Annotated in this window: 23 protein-coding genes and 6 tRNA genes; 28 read left to right on the forward strand and 1 reads right to left on the reverse strand. The window is 60.0% G+C overall.

Translation table 11 applies throughout. From position 1 onward, the window contains the following. The first annotated feature begins 138 nt into the window (after window positions 1-138). The 26 genes from plsX (at window position 139) to ACQ4WO_RS17020 (ending at window position 19,959) form a co-directional block, all read left to right on the forward strand. Window positions 139-1,206 (forward strand): phosphate acyltransferase PlsX, encoded by a 1,068-nt coding sequence (plsX, locus tag ACQ4WO_RS16895; protein WP_034749647.1) that lies wholly within the window; start codon window positions 139-141, stop codon window positions 1,204-1,206. Between the two features lie 15 nt (window positions 1,207-1,221). Further along, window positions 1,222-2,220, forward strand: coding sequence for a beta-ketoacyl-ACP synthase III (locus tag ACQ4WO_RS16900; protein WP_436482430.1), 999 nt, complete (start codon window positions 1,222-1,224; stop codon window positions 2,218-2,220). Between the two features lie 94 nt (window positions 2,221-2,314). Then, window positions 2,315-3,256, forward strand: a complete 942-nt coding sequence (gene fabD / locus ACQ4WO_RS16905; RefSeq protein ID WP_436482432.1) for an ACP S-malonyltransferase — start codon at window positions 2,315-2,317, stop codon at window positions 3,254-3,256. 49 nt (window positions 3,257-3,305) lie between these two features. Then, on the forward strand, window positions 3,306-4,049 hold the full coding sequence (fabG, locus tag ACQ4WO_RS16910) for a 3-oxoacyl-ACP reductase FabG (RefSeq protein ID WP_034749638.1): 744 nt from the start codon (window positions 3,306-3,308) through the stop codon (window positions 4,047-4,049). A 178-nt stretch (window positions 4,050-4,227) separates the two neighbouring features. Beyond that, the gene (gene acpP / locus ACQ4WO_RS16915; RefSeq protein ID WP_008449912.1) at window positions 4,228-4,467 is read left to right on the forward strand and encodes an acyl carrier protein; all 240 of its coding nucleotides are present in this window, start codon (window positions 4,228-4,230) and stop codon (window positions 4,465-4,467) included. 29 nt (window positions 4,468-4,496) lie between these two features. After that, window positions 4,497-5,747 (forward strand): beta-ketoacyl-ACP synthase II, encoded by a 1,251-nt coding sequence (fabF, locus tag ACQ4WO_RS16920; RefSeq protein ID WP_034749634.1) that lies wholly within the window; start codon window positions 4,497-4,499, stop codon window positions 5,745-5,747. Between the two features lie 162 nt (window positions 5,748-5,909). After that, window positions 5,910-6,386 carry a hypothetical protein gene (locus ACQ4WO_RS16925; protein WP_436482434.1) on the forward strand — a complete coding sequence of 159 codons (477 nt, stop codon included), beginning with the start codon at window positions 5,910-5,912 and terminating at the stop codon, window positions 6,384-6,386. 66 nt (window positions 6,387-6,452) lie between these two features. Then, window positions 6,453-7,076 (forward strand): RNA polymerase sigma factor RpoE, encoded by a 624-nt coding sequence (gene rpoE, locus ACQ4WO_RS16930; protein ID WP_436482435.1) that lies wholly within the window; start codon window positions 6,453-6,455, stop codon window positions 7,074-7,076. Between the two features lie 71 nt (window positions 7,077-7,147). Next, window positions 7,148-7,483, forward strand: coding sequence for an RseA family anti-sigma factor (locus ACQ4WO_RS16935; protein WP_436482436.1), 336 nt, complete (start codon window positions 7,148-7,150; stop codon window positions 7,481-7,483). Between the two features lie 240 nt (window positions 7,484-7,723). Then, window positions 7,724-9,220, forward strand: coding sequence for a DegQ family serine endoprotease (locus ACQ4WO_RS16940; protein WP_436482437.1), 1,497 nt, complete (start codon window positions 7,724-7,726; stop codon window positions 9,218-9,220). A 54-nt stretch (window positions 9,221-9,274) separates the two neighbouring features. Continuing rightward, window positions 9,275-9,520 (forward strand): glutaredoxin family protein, encoded by a 246-nt coding sequence (locus ACQ4WO_RS16945; RefSeq protein WP_436482438.1) that lies wholly within the window; start codon window positions 9,275-9,277, stop codon window positions 9,518-9,520. A gap of 303 nt (window positions 9,521-9,823) precedes the next feature. Next, complete coding sequence (gene lepA / locus ACQ4WO_RS16950; RefSeq protein WP_034749621.1) at window positions 9,824-11,614, forward strand: translation elongation factor 4; 1,791 nt, start codon at window positions 9,824-9,826, stop codon at window positions 11,612-11,614. 3 nt (window positions 11,615-11,617) lie between these two features. Next, entirely contained in the window at window positions 11,618-12,535 is a 918-nt protein-coding gene (gene lepB, locus ACQ4WO_RS16955) for a signal peptidase I (protein ID WP_034749618.1), read from the forward strand. A gap of 74 nt (window positions 12,536-12,609) precedes the next feature. Next, window positions 12,610-13,425, forward strand: coding sequence for a ribonuclease III (gene rnc / locus ACQ4WO_RS16960; protein ID WP_034749615.1), 816 nt, complete (start codon window positions 12,610-12,612; stop codon window positions 13,423-13,425). A 1-nt stretch (window position 13,426) separates the two neighbouring features. Continuing rightward, entirely contained in the window at window positions 13,427-14,329 is a 903-nt protein-coding gene (gene era, locus ACQ4WO_RS16965) for a GTPase Era (RefSeq protein WP_046683972.1), read from the forward strand. A gap of 28 nt (window positions 14,330-14,357) precedes the next feature. After that, on the forward strand, window positions 14,358-15,200 hold the full coding sequence (recO, locus tag ACQ4WO_RS16970; protein WP_070302032.1) for a DNA repair protein RecO: 843 nt from the start codon (window positions 14,358-14,360) through the stop codon (window positions 15,198-15,200). Between the two features lie 30 nt (window positions 15,201-15,230). Beyond that, window positions 15,231-15,992 (forward strand): pyridoxine 5'-phosphate synthase, encoded by a 762-nt coding sequence (pdxJ, locus tag ACQ4WO_RS16975; RefSeq protein WP_436482439.1) that lies wholly within the window; start codon window positions 15,231-15,233, stop codon window positions 15,990-15,992. 20 nt (window positions 15,993-16,012) lie between these two features. Next, window positions 16,013-16,408: a holo-ACP synthase gene (acpS, locus tag ACQ4WO_RS16980; protein WP_436482440.1), complete on the forward strand. Its 396-nt coding sequence runs from the start codon at window positions 16,013-16,015 to the stop codon at window positions 16,406-16,408. A 55-nt stretch (window positions 16,409-16,463) separates the two neighbouring features. Further along, on the forward strand, window positions 16,464-18,356 hold the full coding sequence (gene uvrC, locus ACQ4WO_RS16985) for an excinuclease ABC subunit UvrC (protein ID WP_436482441.1): 1,893 nt from the start codon (window positions 16,464-16,466) through the stop codon (window positions 18,354-18,356). 116 nt (window positions 18,357-18,472) lie between these two features. Continuing rightward, a complete protein-coding gene (gene pgsA / locus ACQ4WO_RS16990; RefSeq protein ID WP_436482442.1) occupies window positions 18,473-19,057 on the forward strand; it encodes a CDP-diacylglycerol--glycerol-3-phosphate 3-phosphatidyltransferase in 585 nt (194 codons plus the stop codon). A 105-nt stretch (window positions 19,058-19,162) separates the two neighbouring features. Next, window positions 19,163-19,238: transfer RNA gene (locus tag ACQ4WO_RS16995), tRNA-Gly, on the forward strand. A 92-nt stretch (window positions 19,239-19,330) separates the two neighbouring features. Beyond that, window positions 19,331-19,406, forward strand: a tRNA-Gly gene (locus ACQ4WO_RS17000). A gap of 71 nt (window positions 19,407-19,477) precedes the next feature. Further along, window positions 19,478-19,553, forward strand: a tRNA-Gly gene (locus ACQ4WO_RS17005). A 55-nt stretch (window positions 19,554-19,608) separates the two neighbouring features. Beyond that, window positions 19,609-19,684: transfer RNA gene (locus ACQ4WO_RS17010), tRNA-Gly, on the forward strand. Between the two features lie 83 nt (window positions 19,685-19,767). Next, window positions 19,768-19,843: transfer RNA gene (locus tag ACQ4WO_RS17015), tRNA-Gly, on the forward strand. 42 nt (window positions 19,844-19,885) lie between these two features. Further along, window positions 19,886-19,959: transfer RNA gene (locus ACQ4WO_RS17020), tRNA-Cys, on the forward strand. A 152-nt stretch (window positions 19,960-20,111) separates the two neighbouring features. Here the strand turns inward: ACQ4WO_RS17020 and ACQ4WO_RS17025 are convergent. After that, a complete protein-coding gene (locus ACQ4WO_RS17025; RefSeq protein ID WP_436482443.1) occupies window positions 20,112-20,666 on the reverse strand; it encodes an inclusion body family protein in 555 nt (184 codons plus the stop codon). A gap of 459 nt (window positions 20,667-21,125) precedes the next feature. Here ACQ4WO_RS17025 and ACQ4WO_RS17030 point away from each other — a divergent pair, with 459 nt between their 5' ends. Beyond that, window positions 21,126-22,613, forward strand: coding sequence for a SulP family inorganic anion transporter (locus ACQ4WO_RS17030; protein ID WP_436482445.1), 1,488 nt, complete (start codon window positions 21,126-21,128; stop codon window positions 22,611-22,613). 33 nt (window positions 22,614-22,646) lie between these two features. Further along, on the forward strand, window positions 22,647-23,099 hold the full coding sequence (locus ACQ4WO_RS17035; protein ID WP_436482446.1) for a hypothetical protein: 453 nt from the start codon (window positions 22,647-22,649) through the stop codon (window positions 23,097-23,099). Window positions 23,100-23,123: the final 24 nt, after the last annotated feature.

Consider the following 23,123-nt stretch of genomic DNA (forward strand, 5'->3'; position numbering starts at 1 on the left):
ATCGGCTGCAATTCATCTTGCACACCCGTCATTTTGAATCACGCTGTCCAGGCCTGTGCATGACATGCTGCACCCTGCATATGCTCCAGTCCGATTCACATCTTGCCGCACGCCCGCAGCGGTATTGAATCAACACAAATGACAATCAAAATTTCTATCGACTGCATGGGCGGAGATCACGGTCCCTCAGTCACTATCCCCGCAGCAATTTCCTTCGTAAAACATGAGCCTGAAGCCGAACTGATCCTTGTTGGATTGGAGGACGTGATCCGTGCCGAACTGAAGAAACATAAAGCCGACACGCATCCGCGCCTGTCGGTATTGCATGCCTCCGAACAAGTTACCATGGACGACCCCCTGGAAGTGGCCCTGCGCCGCAAGAAGGATTCCTCCATGCGCGTGGCCATCGAACAGGTCAAGAACGGCGTGGCGCAAGCCTCCGTTTCCGCCGGCAATACGGCAGCCCTGATGGCCGTGTCGCGCTATGTATTGAAGACCATGTCCGGCGTCGACCGCCCGGCCATCTGCAGCATCTTGCCGAATCAAAAGAACGGCCCGACCTACATGCTGGACTTGGGCGCGAACGTCGATTGCGAACCGCATCACTTGCACCAGTTCGCCATCATGGGTTCCGTGCTCGTTTCCGCCATGGAAGGCATCGAGCGCCCGACGATCGGCTTGCTGAACGTGGGCACGGAAGATATCAAGGGCAATGAAGTGGTGAAACTCACCTCGAAGCTGCTGCAGGCAGACCACGAGCGTGGCGCGCTGAACTTCTATGGCAACGTGGAAGGCAACGACATCTTCAAGGGCACGACCGATATCGTCGTCTGCGACGGCTTTGTCGGCAACGTCACCCTGAAAGCCATCGAAGGCCTGGCACGCTTCATGAAAGACGTGCTCACTTCCGAATTCAAGCGCAATCCGATTACCATGCTGGGCGCGCTGATCGCCCGCGGGGCCCTGAAAGCCATCGGCAACCGCTTGAATCCTTCGCGTTACAACGGCGCCAGCCTGCTGGGCTTGCGTGGCCTCGTCTTCAAGAGCCATGGCAGCGCCGATGCCTATTCGTTCGAATGGGCCTTGCGCCGCGCTTTTGATGCGGCAAAAAATGACGTGCAAGCGCACTTGGCCAGCATGATCGCCGAGCTGATGCCGCGCACGCCAGTTCCGGATGAACCTACATCAACAAGCTCTACCATTTAGTGGACGGGTACTTGCATGACTGTTTTTAGCAAAACTTACAGCAAAATTATCGGTACCGGCAGCTACTTGCCGGAGAAGCGCGTCACCAACCAGGACTTGACCGAACAGCTCGCCGCCAAGGGCATCGAGACGTCGGATGAATGGATCGTCTCGCGCAGCGGCATCTCGGCGCGCCATTACGCGGCGCCAACGCAAAATTCCTCGGACCTGGGCGTGGAAGCGGCCAAAAAGGCCCTGGAAATGGCTGGCCTGAACGGCAACGATCTCGACCTGATCATCGTCGCCAGCTCGACTCCCGATTTCTTCGGCAGCTTCCCCAGTACCGCCTGCATCGTGCAAAACAAGCTGGGCATCACGAACAACTGCGCCGCCGTCGACGTGCAAGCCGTCTGCAGCGGTTTCGTGTATGCGGTGGCCACGGCCGACAGCTTCATCCAGTCGGGCATGCACAAGAACGTGCTGGTGATCGGCGCCGAAGTGTTTTCGCGCATCCTCAATTTCGACGACCGCGGCACCTGCGTGCTGTTCGGCGACGGCGCCGGCGCCATCGTCATGACGGCGTCAAAAGAGCCGGGCATCCTGGCCACCAAGCTGCATGCGGACGGCCGCCACTCGAACATCCTCAGCGTGCCGGGCAGCCTGGCTGGCGGCGCGCTCGACGGCAGCGCGTTCCTGTACATGGATGGCCCGGCCGTCTTCAAGCTGGCCGTGTCCGTACTGGAAAAAGTCGCGCATGAAGCCCTGGAACACGCCAACATGACGTCGGACCAGATCGACTGGCTGATCCCGCACCAGGCGAACATCCGCATCATGAACAGCACGGCCAAGAAACTCGGCTTGCCTTTGGCAAAGATGGTGGTCACCGTCGACCAGCATGGCAACACCTCGGCCGCCTCGATCCCGCTGGCACTCGACATCGCCGTGCGCGACGGCCGGGTCAAGAAGGGCGACAACGTCATGATGGAAGGCGTAGGCGGCGGCTTTACCTGGGGCGCCGTACTGGCAAAGATGTGATGGCCGAAGGCTGATTTCGGGGGCCGACCCGTTGGGTCGTACCCCAGCGGCTGCATTTGGTTCTCTGAATAAATAGTAAAAAAACGGAGTCGACATGACACAATTTGCATTTGTTTTCCCAGGCCAAGGCTCGCAAGCGATTGCGATGCTCGACGGTTTCGCCGGCAACCCCGTGGTTGCGCAAACCGTGGCCGAAGCGTCGGATGCCCTGCAATTCGACTTGGGCAAGCTGATCGCCGAAGGTCCGAAGGAAGAGCTGGACCTCACCACCAATACGCAACCGGTGATGCTGACGGCGGCCGTGGCCTTCTACCGCGCCTGGCTGGCGGCTGGTGGCCCCGTGCCGACGGTCGTGGCCGGTCACAGTCTCGGAGAATACTCGGCGCTGGTCGCCGCGGGCGTCATTTCGTTCAAGGATGCCGTGCCGCTCGTGCGTTTCCGCGCGCAAGCCATGCAGGAAGCCGTGCCCGTCGGGCAGGGCACGATGGCTGTCGTGCTGGGCCTGTCGGACGACGACGTGCGCGCTGCCTGTGCGGAAGCGGCGGCGGAAAACCCGGTCCTCGTGGTCGAGCCCGTCAATTTCAATGCGCCAGCGCAAGTGGTCATCGCTGGCCATACGGCGGCAGTTGAGCGCGCCTGCGAACTGGCCAAGGCCAAGGGCGCCAAGCGCGCCATGAAGCTGCCCGTCTCCGCGCCATTCCACTCGTCGCTGCTGAAACCCGCATCGGACCGTTTGCGCGAATACATGGCCCGCTTGACGTTCTCGGCGCCGCAGATCGCGCTGATCAACAACGTCGACGTGGCCATCGTCAACGATGTTGCCGGCATCAAGGATGCGCTCGTGCGCCAGGCAGCCAGCCCCGTGCGCTGGGTGGAAACTATGCAAAAAGTGGCGGCAGAGGGCATCACGCAAGTGATCGAATGCGGTCCGGGCAAGGTCCTGATGGGCCTGGCCAAGCGTATCGATCCCGTGCTCGTGGGTGACGCCATCGTCGACCAGGCATCGCTGGAACGTATTTTGACGCAGCTCAAATAAACATCAGATCGCGGCAGCTTGCCTGCCGCGCTTGCACTTAAGGATACTCATGAATTTAGCAAATCAAGTCGTGCTGGTCACGGGCGCCTCGCGCGGCATCGGCCGCGCTATCGCCACCGAACTGGGCAAACAGGGTGCCACCGTGGTCGGCACCGCCACCTCGGAAAGCGGCGCGCAAGCGATCACCGATTACCTGGCCGCCGAAGGCGTGACGGGCAAGGGCCTGGTGCTGAACGTGACCGACGCGGCGCGCTGCGCGGCCGTCGTCGATGAAGTGCAGAAAACCTACGGCAGCCTGTCGATCCTCGTCAACAATGCGGGCATCACGCAAGACCAGCTGGCCATGCGCATGAAGGATGAAGAGTGGGACAGCGTCATTTCCACGAACCTGTCGGCCGTTGGCCGCCTGTCGCGCGCCGTGTTGCGTGGCATGATGAAAGCCAAAACTGGGCGTATCATTAATATCACGTCGGTGGTGGCGTCGTCGGGCAATCCGGGGCAAATGAATTACGCGGCGGCCAAGGCCGGCGTGGAAGGCATGAGCCGCGCCCTGGCGCGCGAAATCGGCAGCCGCAACATTACCGTGAACTGCATCGCGCCGGGCTTCATCGATACCGACATGACCAAGGCGCTGAGCGAAGAGCAGCACGCGGCCCTGTTGACGCAAATTCCCCTGTCCCGCCTGGGCAAACCGGAAGACGTGGCAGCGGCGGTAGCCTTTTTGGCCTCGCCGCAAGCGGCCTATATCACGGGCACGACCCTGCACGTGAACGGTGGAATGTACATGAATTGATGTGAAAGCTAGACGGGGCGGGCGTTTGTGGCATGATTCAACGGCCGTTTTTGTCTATAATCGCATCTTTTAGCAGCAGCTTCGGTCGAATTAGCAGCAGACACCGAAATTAGTATTCGGACGCGCAAACCTGATAAAATGCGCGCACTTTCCGTAACACACACTTTGGAGCCATAACATGTCGGATATCGAACAACGCGTTAAGAAAATCGTCGCTGAGCAACTGGGCGTTGCAGAAGCAGACATCAAAATCGAATCCTCCTTCGTCGACGATCTCGGCGCCGATTCCCTGGACACCGTGGAACTGGTCATGGCCCTGGAAGACGAATTCGAAATGGAAATTCCTGACGAACAAGCTGAAAAAATCACCACCGTGCAACAGGCGATCGACTACGCCACTGCACACGTCAAGGCCTAAGCCTGTCTGACCGACTTCAGGAGAATCGCTTGAGCCGTTCTAAAAACCGTCGTGTTGTTGTCACCGGCCTGGGCTGCGTTTCACCTGTCGGCAATACTATTGCCGAGGCGTGGGGCGCAATCATTGAAGGTAAATCCGGCATTGCCACGATTACCAAGTTTGATGCACAGCCATTCACCACGCATTTTGCTGGTGAAGTCAAAGGCTTCAATATCGAAGAGTACATCTCCGGTAAGGAAGCCCGCCACATGGATACCTTTATCCATTACGGCATGGCTGCGGGCATCCAGGCGATGCAGGACTCCGGCCTGGAAGTGACCGAAGAAAATGCCGAGCGTATCGGCGTGATCATCGGTTCCGGTATCGGCGGCTTGCCGCTGATCGAGGAAACCAAGTCCGAGTACGAAAAGCGCGGTCCGCGCCGTATCTCGCCATTTTTCGTGCCTGCCTCGATTATCAACATGATCTCTGGCAACCTTTCGATCAAATATGGTCTGAAGGGCCCGAACTTGGCGATCGTTACAGCGTGTACCACCGGTTTGCACAGCATCGGTGCCGCAGCGCGCATGATCGAGTACGGCGATGCCGACGTCATGATCGCCGGCGGTGCTGAATCGACCGTGTCGCCACTGGGCCTGGGCGGTTTCGCTTCAGCGCGTGCCTTGTCGACCCGTAACGACGATCCGGCGACGGCATCGCGTCCGTGGGATACCGACCGCGACGGCTTCGTGCTGGGCGAGGGCGCTGGCGTCATGGTGCTGGAAGAGTACGAGCACGCGGTGGCCCGTGGTGCCAAGATCTATGCCGAAGTGCATGGTTTCGGGATGAGCGCAGATGCTTATCACATGACCTCGCCGCTGGAAGATGGCAGCGGCGGCAGCAAATCGGTGATCGCGGCCCTCAACAACGCTGGCTTGAACGCGGATCAGATTCAGTACCTGAACGCGCACGGCACGTCGACCCCGCAAGGCGACGTGGCGGAAGTGATGGGCATCAAACGCACCTTCGGCGAGCACGCCAAGAATCTGGTTGTCAACTCGACCAAGTCGATGACGGGCCATTTGCTGGGCGGCGCGGGCGGCCTGGAAGCGGTGTTTACGGTCTTGGCATTGCACCATCAGGTGTCGCCACCGACCATTAACATCTTCAACCAGGATCCGGCTTGCGATCTCGATTTCTGTGCCAACACGGCGCGGGATATGAAGATCGATTATGCAGTGAAGAATTCGTTCGGCTTCGGCGGAACGAATGGCACGCTGATTTTCGGTAAAGCGAAATAAGCAGGAACTTTCAAGCGCTCGCTACGGTCAAACTGTAGTGAGCGCTGATTCGGTGCCAACATTCGTTGGTGCCTGAATTTGCCCGGCATGTTGCCGGCGCGCCTTTTTTTCCCATGAAGTATGTCAATCGCGGTAGCGGCTGTTATTCGCACGCCTGTCTGTTTGCGTCTGTTGCAAGCGGCGCTGGGACTGTGTGCCTTGCTGGCTGCCTGGCCCTTGAGCGGTGCGTGGCGCGTTGCGGCCGTGTTCGGCCCTGGCCCCGGCCAGATGGTGGGCGCTTATGCGTTGGGCTGGAGCGGTGCACTGCTGAGTGCGGCTGGCGGCGTGTTTTTACTGGCTTTGCTGCGCAGGCGCAGAAAGCCGCACACGCTTGATATTTCGCCGGTTGGCCAGTTGCGGCTGGCGGTATATCTGGAGCATGGCGGAGCGCCAGGGATGGATGCCAGCAGCGTGGCGGTGCCGCTGGGGCTGCGCCTGTTACCGGGCTCGACCCTGTGGCCATCGCTGCTGGTGCTGTGCCTGGCCGATGCCGTGGGGCGGCGCACGCAGGTGCTGGTGCAGCGCGGCAGCAGCTGCGCCGCCTTCCGCCCGCTGGCCGTGGCGTGCCGGGCCATCGCGGCGCGGAATGGGAAGGAATAAAAATGGGGCGAACACTGAACTTCTTGCAGCGGGCCAACTCTATATCCATACAGGCGCCCACGCTGCATGACTACAGGGACATTGGGCGTGAGGACAGAGCGCGAGTATGATCAGTTACTGGTCGAGCGGGTGCAGGCTGGCGACAAACGGGCATTTGATGTGCTGGTATCGAAATACCAGCGCCGCTTGATGCGCCTTGTGTCGCGCCTAGTGCATGACCCGGCGGAGGCCGAAGATGTGGTGCAGGAAACCTTTATCAAGGCATACCGGGCGCTGCGCCATTTTCGCGGCGATGCCGCCTTTTATACCTGGCTGTACCGCATCGGCATCAATACGGCCAAGAATTATCTTGTCACGCAGGGGCGCCGCGCGGCCACGTCCAGCGATACCGACGCCGAGCAGGCGGAGTCCTTCGATGATGGCAATAAATTGCGCGACAACAATACGCCCGAATCGGTGCTGGCCAGCAAGCAGATTGCGGCCACCGTCAATGCGGCCATGGATGTACTGCCCATCGAATTGCGCACGGCCATCGTGCTGCGCGAGATCGAGGGCTTGAGCTATGAAGAAATATCGGAGATCATGGCGTGCCCCATCGGCACCGTGCGCAGCCGGATTTTTCGCGCGCGCGAAGTGATTGCGGAGAAATTGAAGCCGTTGCTGGACATGCCAATTGACAAGCGCTGGTAATCTGGGAGTATGAGGTTGGCATGGCTGTGTCCGGTTTCCGCACCGATCCCTTTGAAATGGCAGGACCCATCATGGATACGCATACAAGATTGCACGAGACTATTTCCGCACTGGCCGATGGCGAGCTGGCGGCGAGCGAACTCGAACTGGCTTTTGCCGCCCTCGACACGGACGAGGGGCGGCAGGCCTGGGATGCCTATCGCCATATCGGTGACGTGCTGCGCTCGGAGCAGTGCGGCCATGCATTGAGCGCCCAGTTCGATGCGCGCCTGGCCAGCCGCCTGGCCGCCGAGGCGGCGCATGAGGGGCCGGCTGCCCATGCTGAGCCGCTGCTGCCCCTGTCCGCCGCAATCGTGCCGCCCGGCACTGCCGAGCCGCTGGAGGCGGGGCCGCTGGCGCAACGCTAAGAACTGTTTGCCATCTTATGCCAGGCTTAACGTTCCTGTCGCCCTCTTGACACTGGAGTTCGGTACGATTGACACTGTGCGCAGGCAATATCTTGCTTTTGCGATATATTGTTGCATTGTTTGCCATGCGCGCTGCCGGTGTGTTCGCCCCCGGGATTCCGTCGTGACGGCCAATCATGCACGCAGGCAATAGTCTGATCCGCGGTTTGATCCGTTTCTATATTCGAGAAGATCTTTTCCATGAAAAAAAACATGTGTGCTGCCAGCAAGTCGTTTTCAGTGAAGACGCTTTCCGCCTTATTGTTCGGTACGGCTGGCGTCTTTTTTGCTCCCTCCATGCTGGGCCTGGCGCCACAGGCGCAGGCTGCCGTGCCGGCCGTGAAATTGCCTGATTTCTCGGACCTGGTCGATGCCGTCGGCCCGGCCGTCGTGAATATCCGCACCACCGAGCGCCTGAAAATGAACGGCGCCGGCGTCGGCAGCCAGGATGAACAGGAAATGCAGGAATTCCTGCGCCGCTTCTTTGGCGGCGCCATGCCGACGCCGCGCCAGCAGGCGCCACGCGGCGGCCGCCGCGCCGTGCCGCAGGAGCAGGAAGTGCAGCGCGGCGTCGGTTCCGGCTTCATCATTTCGGCCGATGGCTACGTGCTGAGCAATGCCCACGTGGTCGACGGCGCCGATGAAGTCTACGTGACCCTGACGGACAAGCGCGAATTCAAGGCCAAGGTGATCGGCGCCGATGCGCGCACCGACGTGGCCCTGCTGAAAATCGAGGGTGGGAACCTGCCGCGCCTGACCATCGGCGACTCGAACAAGATACGCGTGGGCGAGTGGGTCATTGCCATCGGCTCGCCGTTCAACCTGGAAAACTCGGTGACGGCCGGCATTATTTCCGCCAAGTCACGCGACACGGGCGACTATTTGCCCTTGATCCAGAGCGACGTGGCGGTCAATCCCGGCAACTCGGGCGGTCCGCTGATCAATATGCGCGGCGAAGTGATCGGCATCAATTCGCAGATCGCTACCTTGTCCGGCGCCTACAATGGCATTTCATTTGCCGTGCCCATCGATGAAGCCATGCGCGTGGGCGAGCAGCTGAAAAAGACGGGTAAAGTCGTGCGCGGACGCATCGGCGTGCAGATCGGCGAAGTGAGCAAGGACGTGGCGGAATCGCTGGGCTTGCCGAATGCCAAGGGCGCGCAAGTGTCGATGGTGGAGCCGGGCGGTCCGGCCGACAAGGCGGGCATCAAGCCGGGCGACATCATCCTGAAATTCAACGGCGCAGCGATCGAGCGCTCTTCCGACCTGCCGCGCCTCGTGGGCGGCGCCGCCGTCAACGGCAAGTCCACGCTTACTGTGTGGCGCAAGGGGGCACAGCAGGACATTCCCGTCACCGTCGTCGAGCTGGAAAGCGAGAAAACGGCGAAGAAGAGCGCCAAGGAGCCGGAAGCGCAAGCCGTCAATGCCCTGGGGCTGAAGGTCAGCGACGTGCCGGCCGCGAAGAAGCAGGAACTGAAGATCGACGCGGGCGTGCAGGTCGACGAGGCCGATGGCGTGGCGGCCTTGGCCGGCCTGCAGCCTGGCGATGTGATCTTGCAGCTGAATAACGTTGCCGTGAAAGACGCCAGGCAGTTCAATGCCCTGGTCGCCAAGCTCGATCCGAAGAAGACGTCGGCCTTGCTGGTGCGCCGTGGCGACGTGGCGCAATTCGTTTCGCTGCGTCCATCGGCGAAGTAACTATGTGATCATCCCGCATTCCGGCTGCGGCCGGGATGCGGTATCCTGCCCGCCATGCACTTCACCCTTTATTCCCGCAGTTATTGCCACCTTTGCCAGGACATGCTCGACGCCTTGCTCCTGCTGCAGCCGCCCGGAAAGTCGTTCACGGTCGACGTGATCGACATCGACGAGTCGCCTGATGCAAGCTTGCTGGCCCGTTTCGACGAGCTGGTGCCGGTGCTGTTCGGCGACCTGGCGCAGCCTGAGCTATGCCATTATTTCCTCGACGAGGAGGCCGTGCGGCGCTGCCTGGTGTAGCTTGATTGTCAATATTGACACTGCATTGCACCATTCTGGTGCTGAAAACAGCTGAAAATGTCGGCTTGCCCCGGTGCCGGCCTCATAAGACGGGCTTTCTACTCTGAAATCCGGTAAAATGGGGAGGTCGAAAAAGCTACTGTCCGAGGCAGCAGCTTCTGTCGCTTCAAAAGCGCTCGCCTGGGCATGCAGATGTCCTGCTCGGAGCGCTTTTTTTATCATGAGCGGGGCGCCGGGTTTGGCCCGGACATGATCCCCTTGATTCCTGTTAAGCAGTGTCGTCACTCGCACATATATTAGTTAATGAACAACATACGCAATTTCTCCATCATCGCCCATATTGACCACGGTAAATCGACCCTGGCTGACCGCATCATTCAATTGTGCGGCGGCTTGTCCGACCGCGAGATGGAGGCGCAGGTGCTCGATTCGATGGATCTGGAGCGCGAGCGCGGCATTACCATCAAGGCGCAAACGGCGGCCCTGCACTACAAGGCGCGCGACGGCCAGATCTACAACCTGAACCTGATCGATACGCCGGGCCACGTCGACTTTAGCTATGAAGTGTCGCGCTCGCTGTCGGCGTGCGAAGGCGCGTTGCTGGTCGTGGACGCGTCGCAAGGCGTGGAAGCGCAAACGGTCGCCAACTGCTACACGGCGCTGGACCTGGGCGTGGAAGTGGTGCCCGTCCTGAACAAGATCGACTTGCCGAACGCGGACCCGCCGAGCGCCATTGCCGAGATCGAAGACGTGATCGGCATCGATGCGGGCGACGCCGTGCATTGCTCGGCCAAGACGGGCTTCGGCGTGCTGGACGTGCTGGAGCAACTGATCGTCAAGGTGCCGCCACCGAAGGGCGACCCGGACGCGCCGCTGCAGGCGCTGATCGTCGACTCCTGGTATGACGCCTATGTGGGCGTGGTCATGCTGGTGCGCGTCATCAACGGTACCCTGAAACCGAAAGACAAGATTCGCCTGATGGCCACCGATTCGGTGCAGCTGGTGGAAGACATCGGCGTGTTTTCGCCACGTTCGCAATCGTTGCCGCAATTGTCGGCAGGCCAGGTGGGCTTCATCATCGCCGGCATCAAGGAATTGAAGGCAGCCAAGGTGGGCGATACCGTCACCCTGGCCAACCGTCCTGCCGCCGCGCCATTGCCCGGCTTCAAGGAAGTGCAGCCGCAAGTGTTCGCCGGCCTGTTCCCCGTGGAAGCGAACCAGTACGACGCGCTGCGCGACTCGCTGGAAAAGCTGAAACTGAACGACGCGGCCCTGATGTACGAGCCGGAAGTGTCGCAGGCGCTGGGCTTCGGCTTCCGTTGCGGCTTCCTGGGCTTGCTGCACATGGAAATCGTGCAGGAGCGCCTCGAGCGCGAATTCGACATGGACCTGATCACCACGGCGCCAACCGTGGTGTACGAAGTGATCCAGCGCGACGGCACCATGATCAACGTCGACAACCCGTCGAAGATGCCCGATCCGTCGCGTATCGAGGAAGTGCGCGAGCCTATCGTCACCGTCAATCTGTACATGCCGCAGGAATACGTGGGCTCCGTGATCACCTTGTGTATCGGCAAGCGCGGTATCCAGATGGATATGAGCTACCACGGCCGCCAGGTCAAGCTCGTGTATGAAATGCCGATGGCCGAGATCGTGCTGGACTTCTTCGACCGCCTGAAATCGACGTCGCGCGGCTATGCCTCGATGGATTACGAGTTCAAGGAATACCGCGCGGCCGACGTGGTCAAGGTCGACATGCTGATCAACAGCGAAAAAGTCGATGCGCTGGCCATCATCGTCCACCGTTCGAACAGCCAGTACCGTGGTCGCCAGGTAGCCGCCAAGATGCGCGAACTGATCCCGCGCCAGATGTTCGACGTGGCGATTCAAGCGACCATCGGCGCGAACATCATTTCGCGCGAGAACGTGAAAGCCTTGCGCAAGAACGTGCTGGCCAAGTGCTATGGCGGCGATATCAGCCGCAAGAAAAAATTGCTGGAAAAACAAAAAGCGGGCAAGAAACGCATGAAGCAAGTGGGTTCCGTGGAGATCCCGCAAGAAGCATTCCTAGCAATTTTACAAGTGGATGGTTAATCAATGAACCTGCAAGTGATTTTAGGAAATTTCGCTTTAATCCTGTTCGTGCTGATGGTGTTGACGGGCCTGGTCTGGTGCCTCGATGTGTTTTATCTGTCCAAGCAGCGCCGCAAGGCGGCCGACCGTGCCCTGGCTGAATTCGATGCGCGCCAGTCCAAGCTGGCCGCCGAGGGCATCAAGTCCGATGCGGGCGGCAGCCGCGCCAGCATCGAGGCGGCCCTGTTGCGCCAGCCGACCTGGGTCGAGTATTCGGGCAGCTTCTTCCCCGTCATCGCCCTCGTGTTCTGCCTGCGTTCGTTCCTGTACGAGCCATTCAAGATCCCGTCGAGCTCGATGGTGCCAACCTTGCTGGTGGGCGATTTGATCCTGGTGAACAAGTTCACCTATGGTATTCGTTTGCCGATCGTCAACAAGCGCATCATTGAAGTCAACGATCCGCAGCGCGGCGACGTGATGGTGTTCAAGTACCCGAAAGATATGTCGCAAGACTATATCAAGCGCGTGATCGGTGTGCCCGGTGATAAAATCACCTATGAAAACAAGCGCTTGACGGTCAACGGCAAGGAAGTGGCGTACACGCCGCTGGACGACTACCTGGACGATGAAAGCACTGTCTACCACAAGCAGCTGGAAGAAAACCTGACGGGCGTCAGCCACCGCATCCTCAACGACGAGCCTGCTCCTACGTTGAACTTGCGCGAAGTGAAGGATTTCCCGCACAAGGATGCGTGCAACTACAACGAAGACGGTTTTACGTGTGTAGTGCCACAAGGCAATTACTTCATGATGGGCGACAACCGCGACAATAGCGCGGACAGCCGCTACTGGGGCTTCGTGCCGAACGAGAACATCGTCGGCAAGGCTTTCCTCGTGTGGATGAACTTCAGCAATCCGAAAAGAGTGGGCGGCATACACTAGGCCGTCCCTATGGCTGCCGTGCCGATTCCCCGCGCGGCGGCCAGCCGAATTACTCAGATGACACAGAAACAACAATGAATCTTCAGCTATTGCAAACCCGTTTAGGCTATACGTTCCAGGATGCTGGCCTGTTGCAGCAAGCCTTGACGCATCGTAGCCACAGCAGTTTGCATAACGAGCGGCTGGAATTCCTCGGCGACTCCATCCTCAACTGCGTGGTCGCTTCCATCCTGTACGAACGTTTCAAGTCCATTGACGAGGGCGACCTGTCGCGCTTGCGCGCCAATTTGGTGAAACAGCAGTCGCTGTATGAAATCGCGCAAAAGCTGGAATTGTCGCAATTCTTGCGCCTGGGCGAAGGCGAACTGAAATCGGGCGGTTTCCGCCGTCCATCGATCCTTGCCGATACCCTCGAAGCCTTGCTGGGCGCCATCTTCCTCGACACGGGTTTCGATGCGGCCAGCACGGTGATCCGCGCGTTCTACATTCCCATCCTCGACTCGGTCGATCCGCAAACCTTGGGCAAGGATGCCAAGACCCTGCTGCAGGAGTTTTTGCAAAGCAAGAAAATTTCGCTGCCACAGTATAACGTAGTCGCTACCCACGGCGCCGCCCACAGCCAGGAATTCGAGATCGAATGCCTGGTGCCGAAATTGAACATCCAGGTCTACGGCCGTGGCGGAAGCCGCCGCGCCGGTGAGCAAGCCGCCGCCAAACTGGCGCTGGACGTGGCCGAGCAGGCGCTGTTGAAGTCGCCTGCCGCCAGCCGCAAGCCCAAACCGCGCGCCGCCCAGCTCAAGCTGGCCGGCATTGCCACCATCCAGAGCGACGACGCGCAAGCCCCGGCTGCCCCGGCGATCGCCGCTCACACTAAACAGAATCGACACTAGCATGACAGCCACCAAAATGCCCGACAACTTCCGCTGCGGCTATATCGCCATCGTGGGCCGCCCGAACGTGGGCAAATCGACTCTGATGAACGTGCTGATCGGCGCGAAGGTCAGCATCACTTCGCGCAAGGCGCAAACGACGCGCCACCGCATCACGGGCATCCAGACGGTGCCGGACGCGCAATTCATCTACGTCGACACGCCTGGCTTCCAGACGCGCCATTCGAACGCGCTGAACAAGACGCTGAACAAGACCGTCACGAACACCCTGATTTCCTCGGACGTGATTTTGTACGTGATCGAGGCGGGCACGTTTGGCCCGGCCGACCAGCAAGTGATGGACCTGCTGCCGAAGGAAGTACCGTGCATTCTCGTCATCAATAAATCGGACCGCGTGAAAGACAAGGCCGTGCTGCTGCCGTTCGCGCAAAAGGTCGCCGCCATGCGCGACTTCGCCGCCATCGTTCCCGTCTCGGCCAAGCTGCACTTCCAGCTGGAAGGCTTGCAGAACGAAATCAAACGCTTCCTGCCGGAAAACCAGCCGATCTTTGGCCCGGATGACATCACGGACCGCAGCGAGAAATTCCTCGCCTCGGAAATCGTGCGCGAAAAACTGTTCCGCTTCGTCGGCGACGAACTGCCGTACACGAGCACCGTGCTGATCGAGAAATTCGAGCAGGAAGGCGATCTGCGCCGCGTGTTCGCCGCCATCCTGGTCGAGCGCGATACGCACAAGTCCATGATCATCGGTAACAAGGGCGCGCGCCTGAAGGAAGTGTCCACCCAGGCCCGCCTGGATATGGAAAAGCTGTTCGGCGGCCCCGTGTACCTGGAAATCTGGGTCAAGGTCAAGTCGGGCTGGGCCGACAACGAGGCGGGCTTGCGCGCCTACGGCTACGAGTAATCCGCAACCCGGGGGCGACGCCACACGCATGAGCACCACCACGCCAGCGCTGCACGATCCTGCGCCAGCCTCCATCGTTGTCCCCGCGCCGGCGGCCATTGCGCCGCCGGCCGCAACTCCCGCATCCGCCGCGCCCCGGCGCAGCCGTCCGCCCGCGCGCGACGGCAAGGTCACGGGCCAGCCCGCCTTCGTGCTGCACAGCTATCCGCATAAAGAAACCAGCCTCATCGTCGACGTGTTTACGCGCGAGTATGGCCGCATCGCGCTCGTCGCCAAGGGCGCCAAGCGGCCCCATTCGCAGCTGCGCGGCGTGCTGCAGACCTTCCAGCCGCTGCAGGCGGGCTGGACGGGCAAGTCCGAACTGCGCATCCTGACGGGCGCCGAGTGGGTAGGGGGCATGTTGCCGCTGGAAAAGACCGCCTTGCTGTGCGGCTTTTATCTGAACGAATTGCTGGTGAAACTGCTGGCGCGCGACGACCCGCATCCCGTCCTGTTCGACCACTACGTTGCTACCTTGAATCAACTGGCGCACAATGAGCCGCCGCCCATCGTGCTGCGCAAGTTCGAGCGCGCCCTGCTCAAGGAAACGGGCGTGGCGGCCGACCTGACGCGCTGCACGGGCACGCGCCAGGCCGTCGATGCGGGGCAGGTGTACGTGGTCGATCCGGAACGGGGGCCGCGCCCGGCGCGCGCCGCCGACGCCTGGCCGAAGATCACGGGCAAGACCCTGCTCGACATGGAGCGCGAAGATTATCTTGACGTGGCCACGCAGGCGCAAAGCAAGCTGCTGATGCGTTTTTTGCTGGCCCATCAACTGGGTGGTGCCACCTTGAATACGCGCCAGATACTGATCGATTTAATGCAGCTGTAATAGATTTCAGCACTTTACGGACACCATCATATGAGCTTTTTGCAGCCTTCCGGCCCCGTCATCGACCTGGGCGTGAATATCGACCACGTGGCCACCTTGCGCAATGCGCGCGGCACCGCGTATCCGGACCCGATCCGCGCGGCTCTGCTGGCCGAACAGGCGGGCGCCGACGCCATCACCCTGCATTTGCGCGAAGACCGCCGCCACATCAAAGATGCGGACGTCATCGCTATCGCGCCGCAGCTGCTTACGCGCATGAACCTGGAAGCGGCCGTGACCCAGGAAATGATCGATTTCGCCTGCCGCATCCGCCCGGCGGACGTTTGCCTGGTGCCGGAAAAGCGCACGGAAGTGACGACGGAAGGGGGCCTGGACGTGGTGCGCTATTTCAAGGAAGTGCAGGCGGCCGTGCAACAATTGCAAGGCGAGGGTATCCGCGTGAGCCTGTTCATCGATGCGGACGAGCAGCAGATCGCCGCCGCCGCCGAACTCGGCGCGCCCGTGATCGAGTTGCACACTGGCCGCTACGCGGATACGCAAGACGCCGAGCAACTGGCCGAGCTGGAGCGCATCAAGGCGGGCGTGCTGTTCGGCGTGGGCCGCGGCTTGAAGGTCAACGCGGGCCACGGCTTGCATTACACCAATGTACAGGCCATCGCCGCCATTCCAGATATTGCGGAACTGAACATTGGCCACGCCATCGTCGCGCATGCCGTGTTTGTCGGCTGGGAAAACGCCGTGCGCGAAATGAAGGCCATCATGGTGGCCACGCGCCTCGCCGGCAAAGCATAAGCGCGCACAAAGGAGGCAGCATGATCTACGGCATCGGCACCGATATCTGCATGATCCCCCGCATCGAGGCGGCACTGGCGCGCCATGGCGAGCGGTTCGCGAAAAAGATACTGGGGCCGCAGGAGCTGGAAAAATTCCGCGCCCGCAGCGCCAAGAATGCCGTGCGCGGCGTGCGCTTTCTCGCCACGCGCTTCGCGGCCAAGGAGGCGTTTTCCAAGGCCATCGGCCTGGGCTTGCGCATGCCGATGACCTGGCCCGCCGCGCAGATGCTGAACCATCCGAGCGGCAAGCCGATGATCGTCTGCAGCGGCGTGCTGGCGGACTTCATGGAGAAAAACCGCCTGAGCGCGCAAGTGACGATCAGCGACGAAGAAGAGTATGCCGTGGCGTTTGTGATTGTGGAGCAAGCGCCGTAATGCAGACGACTGCTGGGACCAGACCCGGCGGGTCTGACCCCAAACCGAGCCAGCAATGACCGAAGCAAGCCCAGAACCGACCCTGCAATCCACCGTGGCGGAGACGCCGCCCGACCCGCGCGCGCAGGTGCTGGCCACCGTCGCCAAGCTGCCGAACCTGCCCGGCGTGTACCGCTATTTCGACGCCGCCGACAAGGTGCTGTACGTCGGCAAGGCGCGTGACTTGAAAAAGCGCGTCTCCAGTTATTTCCAGAAAAACCTGGCCAGCCCCCGCATCGCCATGATGGTCGAGCGCATCGCGCGCCTGGAAACGACTGTCACGCACAGCGAGGCGGAAGCCCTGATCCTGGAAAACAACCTGATCAAGGCGCTGCAGCCGCGTTACAACATCCTGTTCCGCGACGATAAGTCGTATCCGTATCTGAAAATCACGAATGGCGATGCGCCGCGCATGGTGTATTACCGGGGTGCGGTGGACAAGAAAAACCAGTATTTCGGGCCGTTCCCCAGTTCCTGGGCCGTCAAGGAATCGATGCAGATCCTGCAAAAGGTCTTCCTCATCCGCACCTGCGAGGACAGCGTGTATGCGAACCGCACGCGGCCCTGCCTGCTGCACCAGATCGGCCGCTGCAGCGCGCCGTGCGTGGACCTGATCAGCAAGGAAGATTACAAGAACGACGTGGAAAACGCGGCGCGTTTCCTGCGCGGGCGCCAGAGCGAAGTGCTGGCCGACCTGGAAACGAAGATGCATGCGTTTGCGGCCGAATTGAAATTCGAGCAGGCCGTGGTGGTGCGCAACCAGATCGCTTCGCTGTCGCGCGTGCTGCATCAGCAAAGCATGGAAACGACGGGCGATGCCGATGTCGACATCATCGCCGTGCTGGTGCAGGGCGGGCGCGCCTGCGTCAACCTGGCCATGGTGCGCGGCGGACGCCACCTGGGCGACCGCGCCTACTTCCCCAGCCAGCTCAGCGATGCGGCGGCGATTGCCGAGGAAGCCATCGAGGTGGAAGTGCTGGCCGCCTTCCTGGCCCAGCACTACACGGAAAAATTCATTCCCGGCACCTTGATCCTGACTATCGAATTCGACCAGCCGGCCCTGATGGTGGCGCTGATGGAGCAGTGCGGCCATCGTATCAATCTGATTTTCCAGCCGCAGGGGCAACGCCGCCAGTGGCTGGAAATGGCACAGAAGGGCGCCGAGATTTCGCTGGCGCGCTTGCTGTCCGAGCAGGGGTCGCAGCAGTCGCGCACGCGCGCGCTGGCCGAAGCGCTGCGCCTGGAAACGGAAGATATCGACAGCCTGCGCGTCGAGTGTTTCGACATCAGCCATACGCAGGGCGAGGCGACGCAGGCGTCGTGCGTGGTGTTCCACCACCACGCCATGCAGAACGGCGAATACCGGCGCTACAACATCAACGACATCACGCCCGGCGACGATTACGCGGCCATGCGCCAGGTTCTCATGCGCCGTTACGAAAAGGTGGCGAATGGCGACGGCGTCATGCCCGACGTGGTCTTGATCGACGGCGGCAAGGGACAGATCGAGATGGCGCGCCAGGTGTTTGCCGAGCTGGGACTCGATATCAGCTTGATTGTCGGCGTGGCGAAGGGAGAAGGGCGCAAGGTGGGCCTGGAAACCCTGTTGTTCGTCGATGGCCGCGCGGCGCAGGAACTGGGCAAGGAATCGGCGGCCCTGATGCTGATCGCGCAAATCCGCGACGAGGCGCACCGCTTTGCCATTACCGGCATGCGCGCCAAGCGGGCCAAGACGCGCCAGACGTCGCGCCTGGAAGAGATCGAAGGCATTGGCGCCAAGCGCCGCCAGAAACTGCTGTCGCGCTTTGGCGGCTTGCGCGGCGTCGTCGACGCCAGCGTCGAGGATCTGATGTCGGTGGAGGGGATTTCCACGCAACTGGCGGAAGAGATCTACAAGCAATTGCATTGATGGATCAATGGCCTGGTCCGGTGCTGCGGCAAGCGGACTAGGCTAATACCTTGGGGCCATGTAGACTAGTGGCGCTTTCTTCATGTTCAATTTACCCGTCGGCCGATTGCTCTCTTATGCCTTTTAATATTCCCATCCTTTTGACCTGGCTGCGCGTGGCCCTGATACCGCTCGTCGTCGGCGTGTTTTATTTGCCGCCGTCGATGCTGCTGCATGGCGACCAGAACCTGGTTGCCACCCTGGTCTTCATCGTTGCGGCCGTGACCGACTGGTTCGATGGTTTCCTCGCGCGGCGCTGGAACCAGACCTCGGCCTTCGGTGCCTTCCTCGACCCGGTCGCCGACAAGCTGATGGTGGCGGGCGCCTTGCTGGTGCTGGTGCAGCTGGACCGTGTCAATGCCGTGCTGGCCTTCATCATCATCGGCCGCGAAATCACGATTTCCGCGCTGCGCGAATGGATGGCGCAGATCGGTGCATCGAAATCGGTGGCCGTCAGCTCGATCGGCAAGATCAAGACGGCCGCGCAAATGACGGCCATTCCCTTGCTGCTGTACCACGAAGTGATCTTTGGCGCGATCGATACCCACGTGTGGGGCGAGAAGCTGCTGTGGATCGCCTGCGTGCTGACGGTGTGGTCGATGTTCTATTACTTGCGCCTGGCATGGCCGCTCATCAAGGAAAAAGCGGGAAATTTGTACTAAGAATAAGCAGGCGGCTATTTTCGGCGGAATATTTTGCAAAAGACCAGATATTGCCCGTTGACAGCCCCTGTAATCCCTCTATAATGCTGGCCTGTTGTTGATGACGCGGGAGTAGCTCAGTTGGTAGAGCGCAACCTTGCCAAGGTTGAGGTCGAGAGTTCGAGACTCTTCTCCCGCTCCAGTTTTCTGGATCGTGTCATAGGTAAAAACAGCGAATGCAGTAAAAAGTAGTACTGGCGATGTAGTAGAGCTTCTGATACAATGTTGTCCACTGCGGGAGTAGCTCAGTTGGTAGAGCGCAACCTTGCCAAGGTTGAGGTCGAGAGTTCGAGACTCTTCTCCCGCTCCAGTGAACACTGGATCAGCAGTAAAGCAGCACTGGTAAACGGCAGTAAAAAGCAGTAAAATAGCGGTTCGTATGCGGGAGTAGCTCAGTTGGTAGAGCGCAACCTTGCCAAGGTTGAGGTCGAGAGTTCGAGACTCTTCTCCCGCTCCAGCGAAAGCTGAAGCAGTGCAGCAAGATGGCAGTAGCAGAAAATAGAAGCTCCAATGCGGGAGTAGCTCAGTTGGTAGAGCGCAACCTTGCCAAGGTTGAGGTCGAGAGTTCGAGACTCTTCTCCCGCTCCAGAATTCTAAAGGGAAGCTAAGCTGGCTTCCTTTTTTTATCCGCCGCGGTACGCGGCGCGATTAGGCGGTAACCAAGCTCCAATGCGGGAGTAGCTCAGTTGGTAGAGCGCAACCTTGCCAAGGTTGAGGTCGAGAGTTCGAGACTCTTCTCCCGCTCCAGTTTTCAAGGTGGGCCGCAAGGCACATCCAAGCAGTTCCTCTGGCGAGGTAGCAAAGAGGTTATGCAGCGGCCTGCAAAGCCGTTTAGACGGGTTCGATTCCCGTCCTCGCCTCCAGATAAGTGCATGTGATACATGCGCAAATAAAAAAAGCCCACTTCTGTGGGCTTTTTTTTTGCCTGCGGAGCCGTCCCGGAGTATCTCTGCGCCGGCTGAAGTCGGCGCTAATTAAATGAATGGTTTATATTTATTTGGTTTCCGGGAAATGACTAACCGACAGTAATCTGTGGATCCCAATAAAAATAACCATACAGGCTTTGCGTCTGGCCATCGTCATTCAGACTATATACGGCAATATAGACGTAGAAATTTTCCGTACCCGATTTGGATACCTGCGCCGTGAAATTGGAGAAATTGCGCGATTGCTGTACGGCCGGCAAACCATTCGACGAATCCGTATTCGGCATGGCCGCATTTCTCCGTGTAATGGTATTGGAAACAAAGGTATTGAAGACCTTGTCGCCATTCCAGTAATTGATGCCGTAGACAATGACGGCCGAATCGGCGTTGTCATAGATGGAAGCGCCGGTGAACGAGACGAAGTCGCCCACATTGGCCTTGAAACTCAGGTCGGCGGTGCCTTGCCCGCTATTGATGCCACGCGGGTCGGTGGCAATCATGTACTGGCTGGTATGCGCCAGGCCAACAGGCTTGGTCTGGTCGGGACTCGTCTGACGTGGATGCTGGGCCATGATCAGATCGGTGTCTATTACAACGAGAATGTTGATTGTAATATTACTGGCATATAATTGCGCGTCGGTCATGATTCCTCCTGAGTTTTCCTACTCTTCTGGCTTTTCGGATACGCCCCGTTTTTTTAATGTGGTTAACAGTCTCCACCACTGCTGAGTAGAATAGTGGAGAAAATTGAATAGATACTCTCCAATTGAAACGGCGGAGATTATTTAAAACATTCCATTTAAATTGTTTTTATTTTGAAAATAAAACTATTGGAACATTATTTGCTTGCTAGTGTCCGCTCCCGCTGCGCGCCGCCGCGCCGTCCATCGGGCCCGGCTGCATCTTGTATAATGTGTGCAGGCTCGGCCGCGCCGCATGGCGCTGCTGAATCTTCCTCTGTCCGCCAATCCCATGTAGTCACCGACGATTTTCCTCTGCGTGCGACCTCGGCATGGCTTCGTTTTGACGACCGCTGGCATGGCTGCGCCCGCTGACTGTGCACCGCGCGCGCATTTCTCTGTTCCGACCCTGGATGTGTATTCATGATCAACGCAACTTTTCGGGATGAGTGGTTCTCGAACATACAAAAAAACGTCCTGGCGGGGCTGACCACCTCATTCGCGCTGGTGCCCGAATGCATCGCCTTTGCCCTCGTGGCGCAACTGAATCCCCTGATGGGCCTGTACGGCGCTTTCATCATTTGCGCATTCACGGCCATCTTTGGCGGGCGCCCCGGCATGATTTCCGGCGCGGCCGGCTCCATGGCCGTCGTCATCGTGGCGCTGGTGGCCCAGCATGGCGTGCAATACCTGCTGGCGACCGTGGTGTTGAGCGGCATCATCATGGCGCTGTTCGGCATCTTGCGCCTTGGGAAATTGATCCGCATGGTGCCCTACCCGGTGATGCTGGGCTTCGTGAATGGCCTGGCCATCGTCATCGCCATGGCCCAGCTGGAACACTTCCGCCAGGCCACGCCGCAAGGCGAAACCTGGCTGCAAGGCATGCCCTTGTACGTGATGGGCGCGCTGGTGCTGCTCACCATGGCCATCGTCTACGTGCTGCCGCGCTTGACAAAAGCCGTGCCGCCGGCGCTGGTGGCCATCCTGGGCGTGGGTGTGCTCAGCCATTTCTTGCACCTGCCCACGCGCACCCTGGGCGACCTCGCGCATATCGCCGGCGGCTTGCCGGCATTCCACTGGCCCACGGTGCCGCTGGACATGGCGACTTTGCACATCATCTTCCCGTACGCGGCGCTGATGGCCATGGTGGGCTTGCTGGAAACCTTGCTCACTTTTAATCTCACCGATGAGATGACTGAAACGCGGGGCCAGCCGAACCGCGAATGCATTGCCCTCGGTGCATCGAACGTCGTTTCGGGCCTGTTTGGCGGCATGGGCGGCTGCGCCATGATCGGGCAGACGATGATCAACCTGAGCTCGGGCGGCCGCTCGCGCCTGTCGGGCGTGACGGCCGGCGTGATGATCCTGCTATTCATCCTGTTCCTGTCGCCCTTGATCGAGCGCATCCCGCTGGCCGCTTTGGTCGGCGTGATGTTCGTCGTGGCGCAGCAGACGTTTGCCTGGGGTTCTTTGCGCGTGCTGGGCAAGGTGCCGTTGCAGGATGCGCTGGTGATCGTCGCCGTGACGGTGATCACGGTGTTGACGGACCTGGCGCTGGCCGTGCTGTGCGGCATCGTGATTGCCGCCTTGAATTTTGCCTGGCAACATGCGCGCGACATGCGTGCCGACATCGATGACACTGGCGCGGGCGTGCGCGTGTACCTGCCGCACGGCACCCTGTTTTTCGCCTCGACCACGCATTTCCTGGAACTGTTCCAGGCGGCGACCGACCCGGCCCGCGTCATCCTCGACTGCCGGCACCTGCACATGGCCGATCACTCGGCCATCGCCGCCATCGAAGCCTTGTATGAGCGTTATGAAAAGGCGGGCAAGCACCTGCAGGTGACGCATTTGTCTCCCCGCAACCAGGCCTTACTGCAGCGGGCTGGTGTCGATGTGAGCGTGGCGTAAAATAGGCGATTGTTGAATGTCTGTGGAGTGTGAATGCTGTCGTACGAACAAGAGCAATTATTGCAGCAAAGCCAAACGGCTTTTGATGCCTACTATGACGCGCTGGGCGCGTCGCTGGTGAGCTTTGTCGAACGCCTGGGCATCCAGCCCGCGCACGAAGTGCTGACCAACGCGGCCGAATACCTGCCGTACATCGACGCGGCCATGCGCACCATCGTCATCCGCGACGAAAGCTGGCAATGGGTGAAAACCATGCTCGGCTACTTTATCGGCGAATACTTCGTGCAAGGCCATGCGGGTTGCTGGTATGTGGAAACGCGGGCGGAATCGCCGCATTTTTGCCGCACCATGGTGGGCGGCTTCGAGCATGGCTTGCCGGCGGACGCCGCCATCGATCCAGAGGCGCTGGCGCTGGAATTCCTGGGACAATCCGTGCCGCGCGAGCTGGCGGCACTGATCGCCCAAGCGCAAGCCCGCGCGGCTTGATGCCGCAGGGCTTGCTGAAGAAAA

This window comes from Janthinobacterium aestuarii (assembly GCF_051380835.1).
GTDB lineage: Bacteria > Pseudomonadota > Gammaproteobacteria > Burkholderiales > Burkholderiaceae_D > Janthinobacterium > Janthinobacterium aestuarii.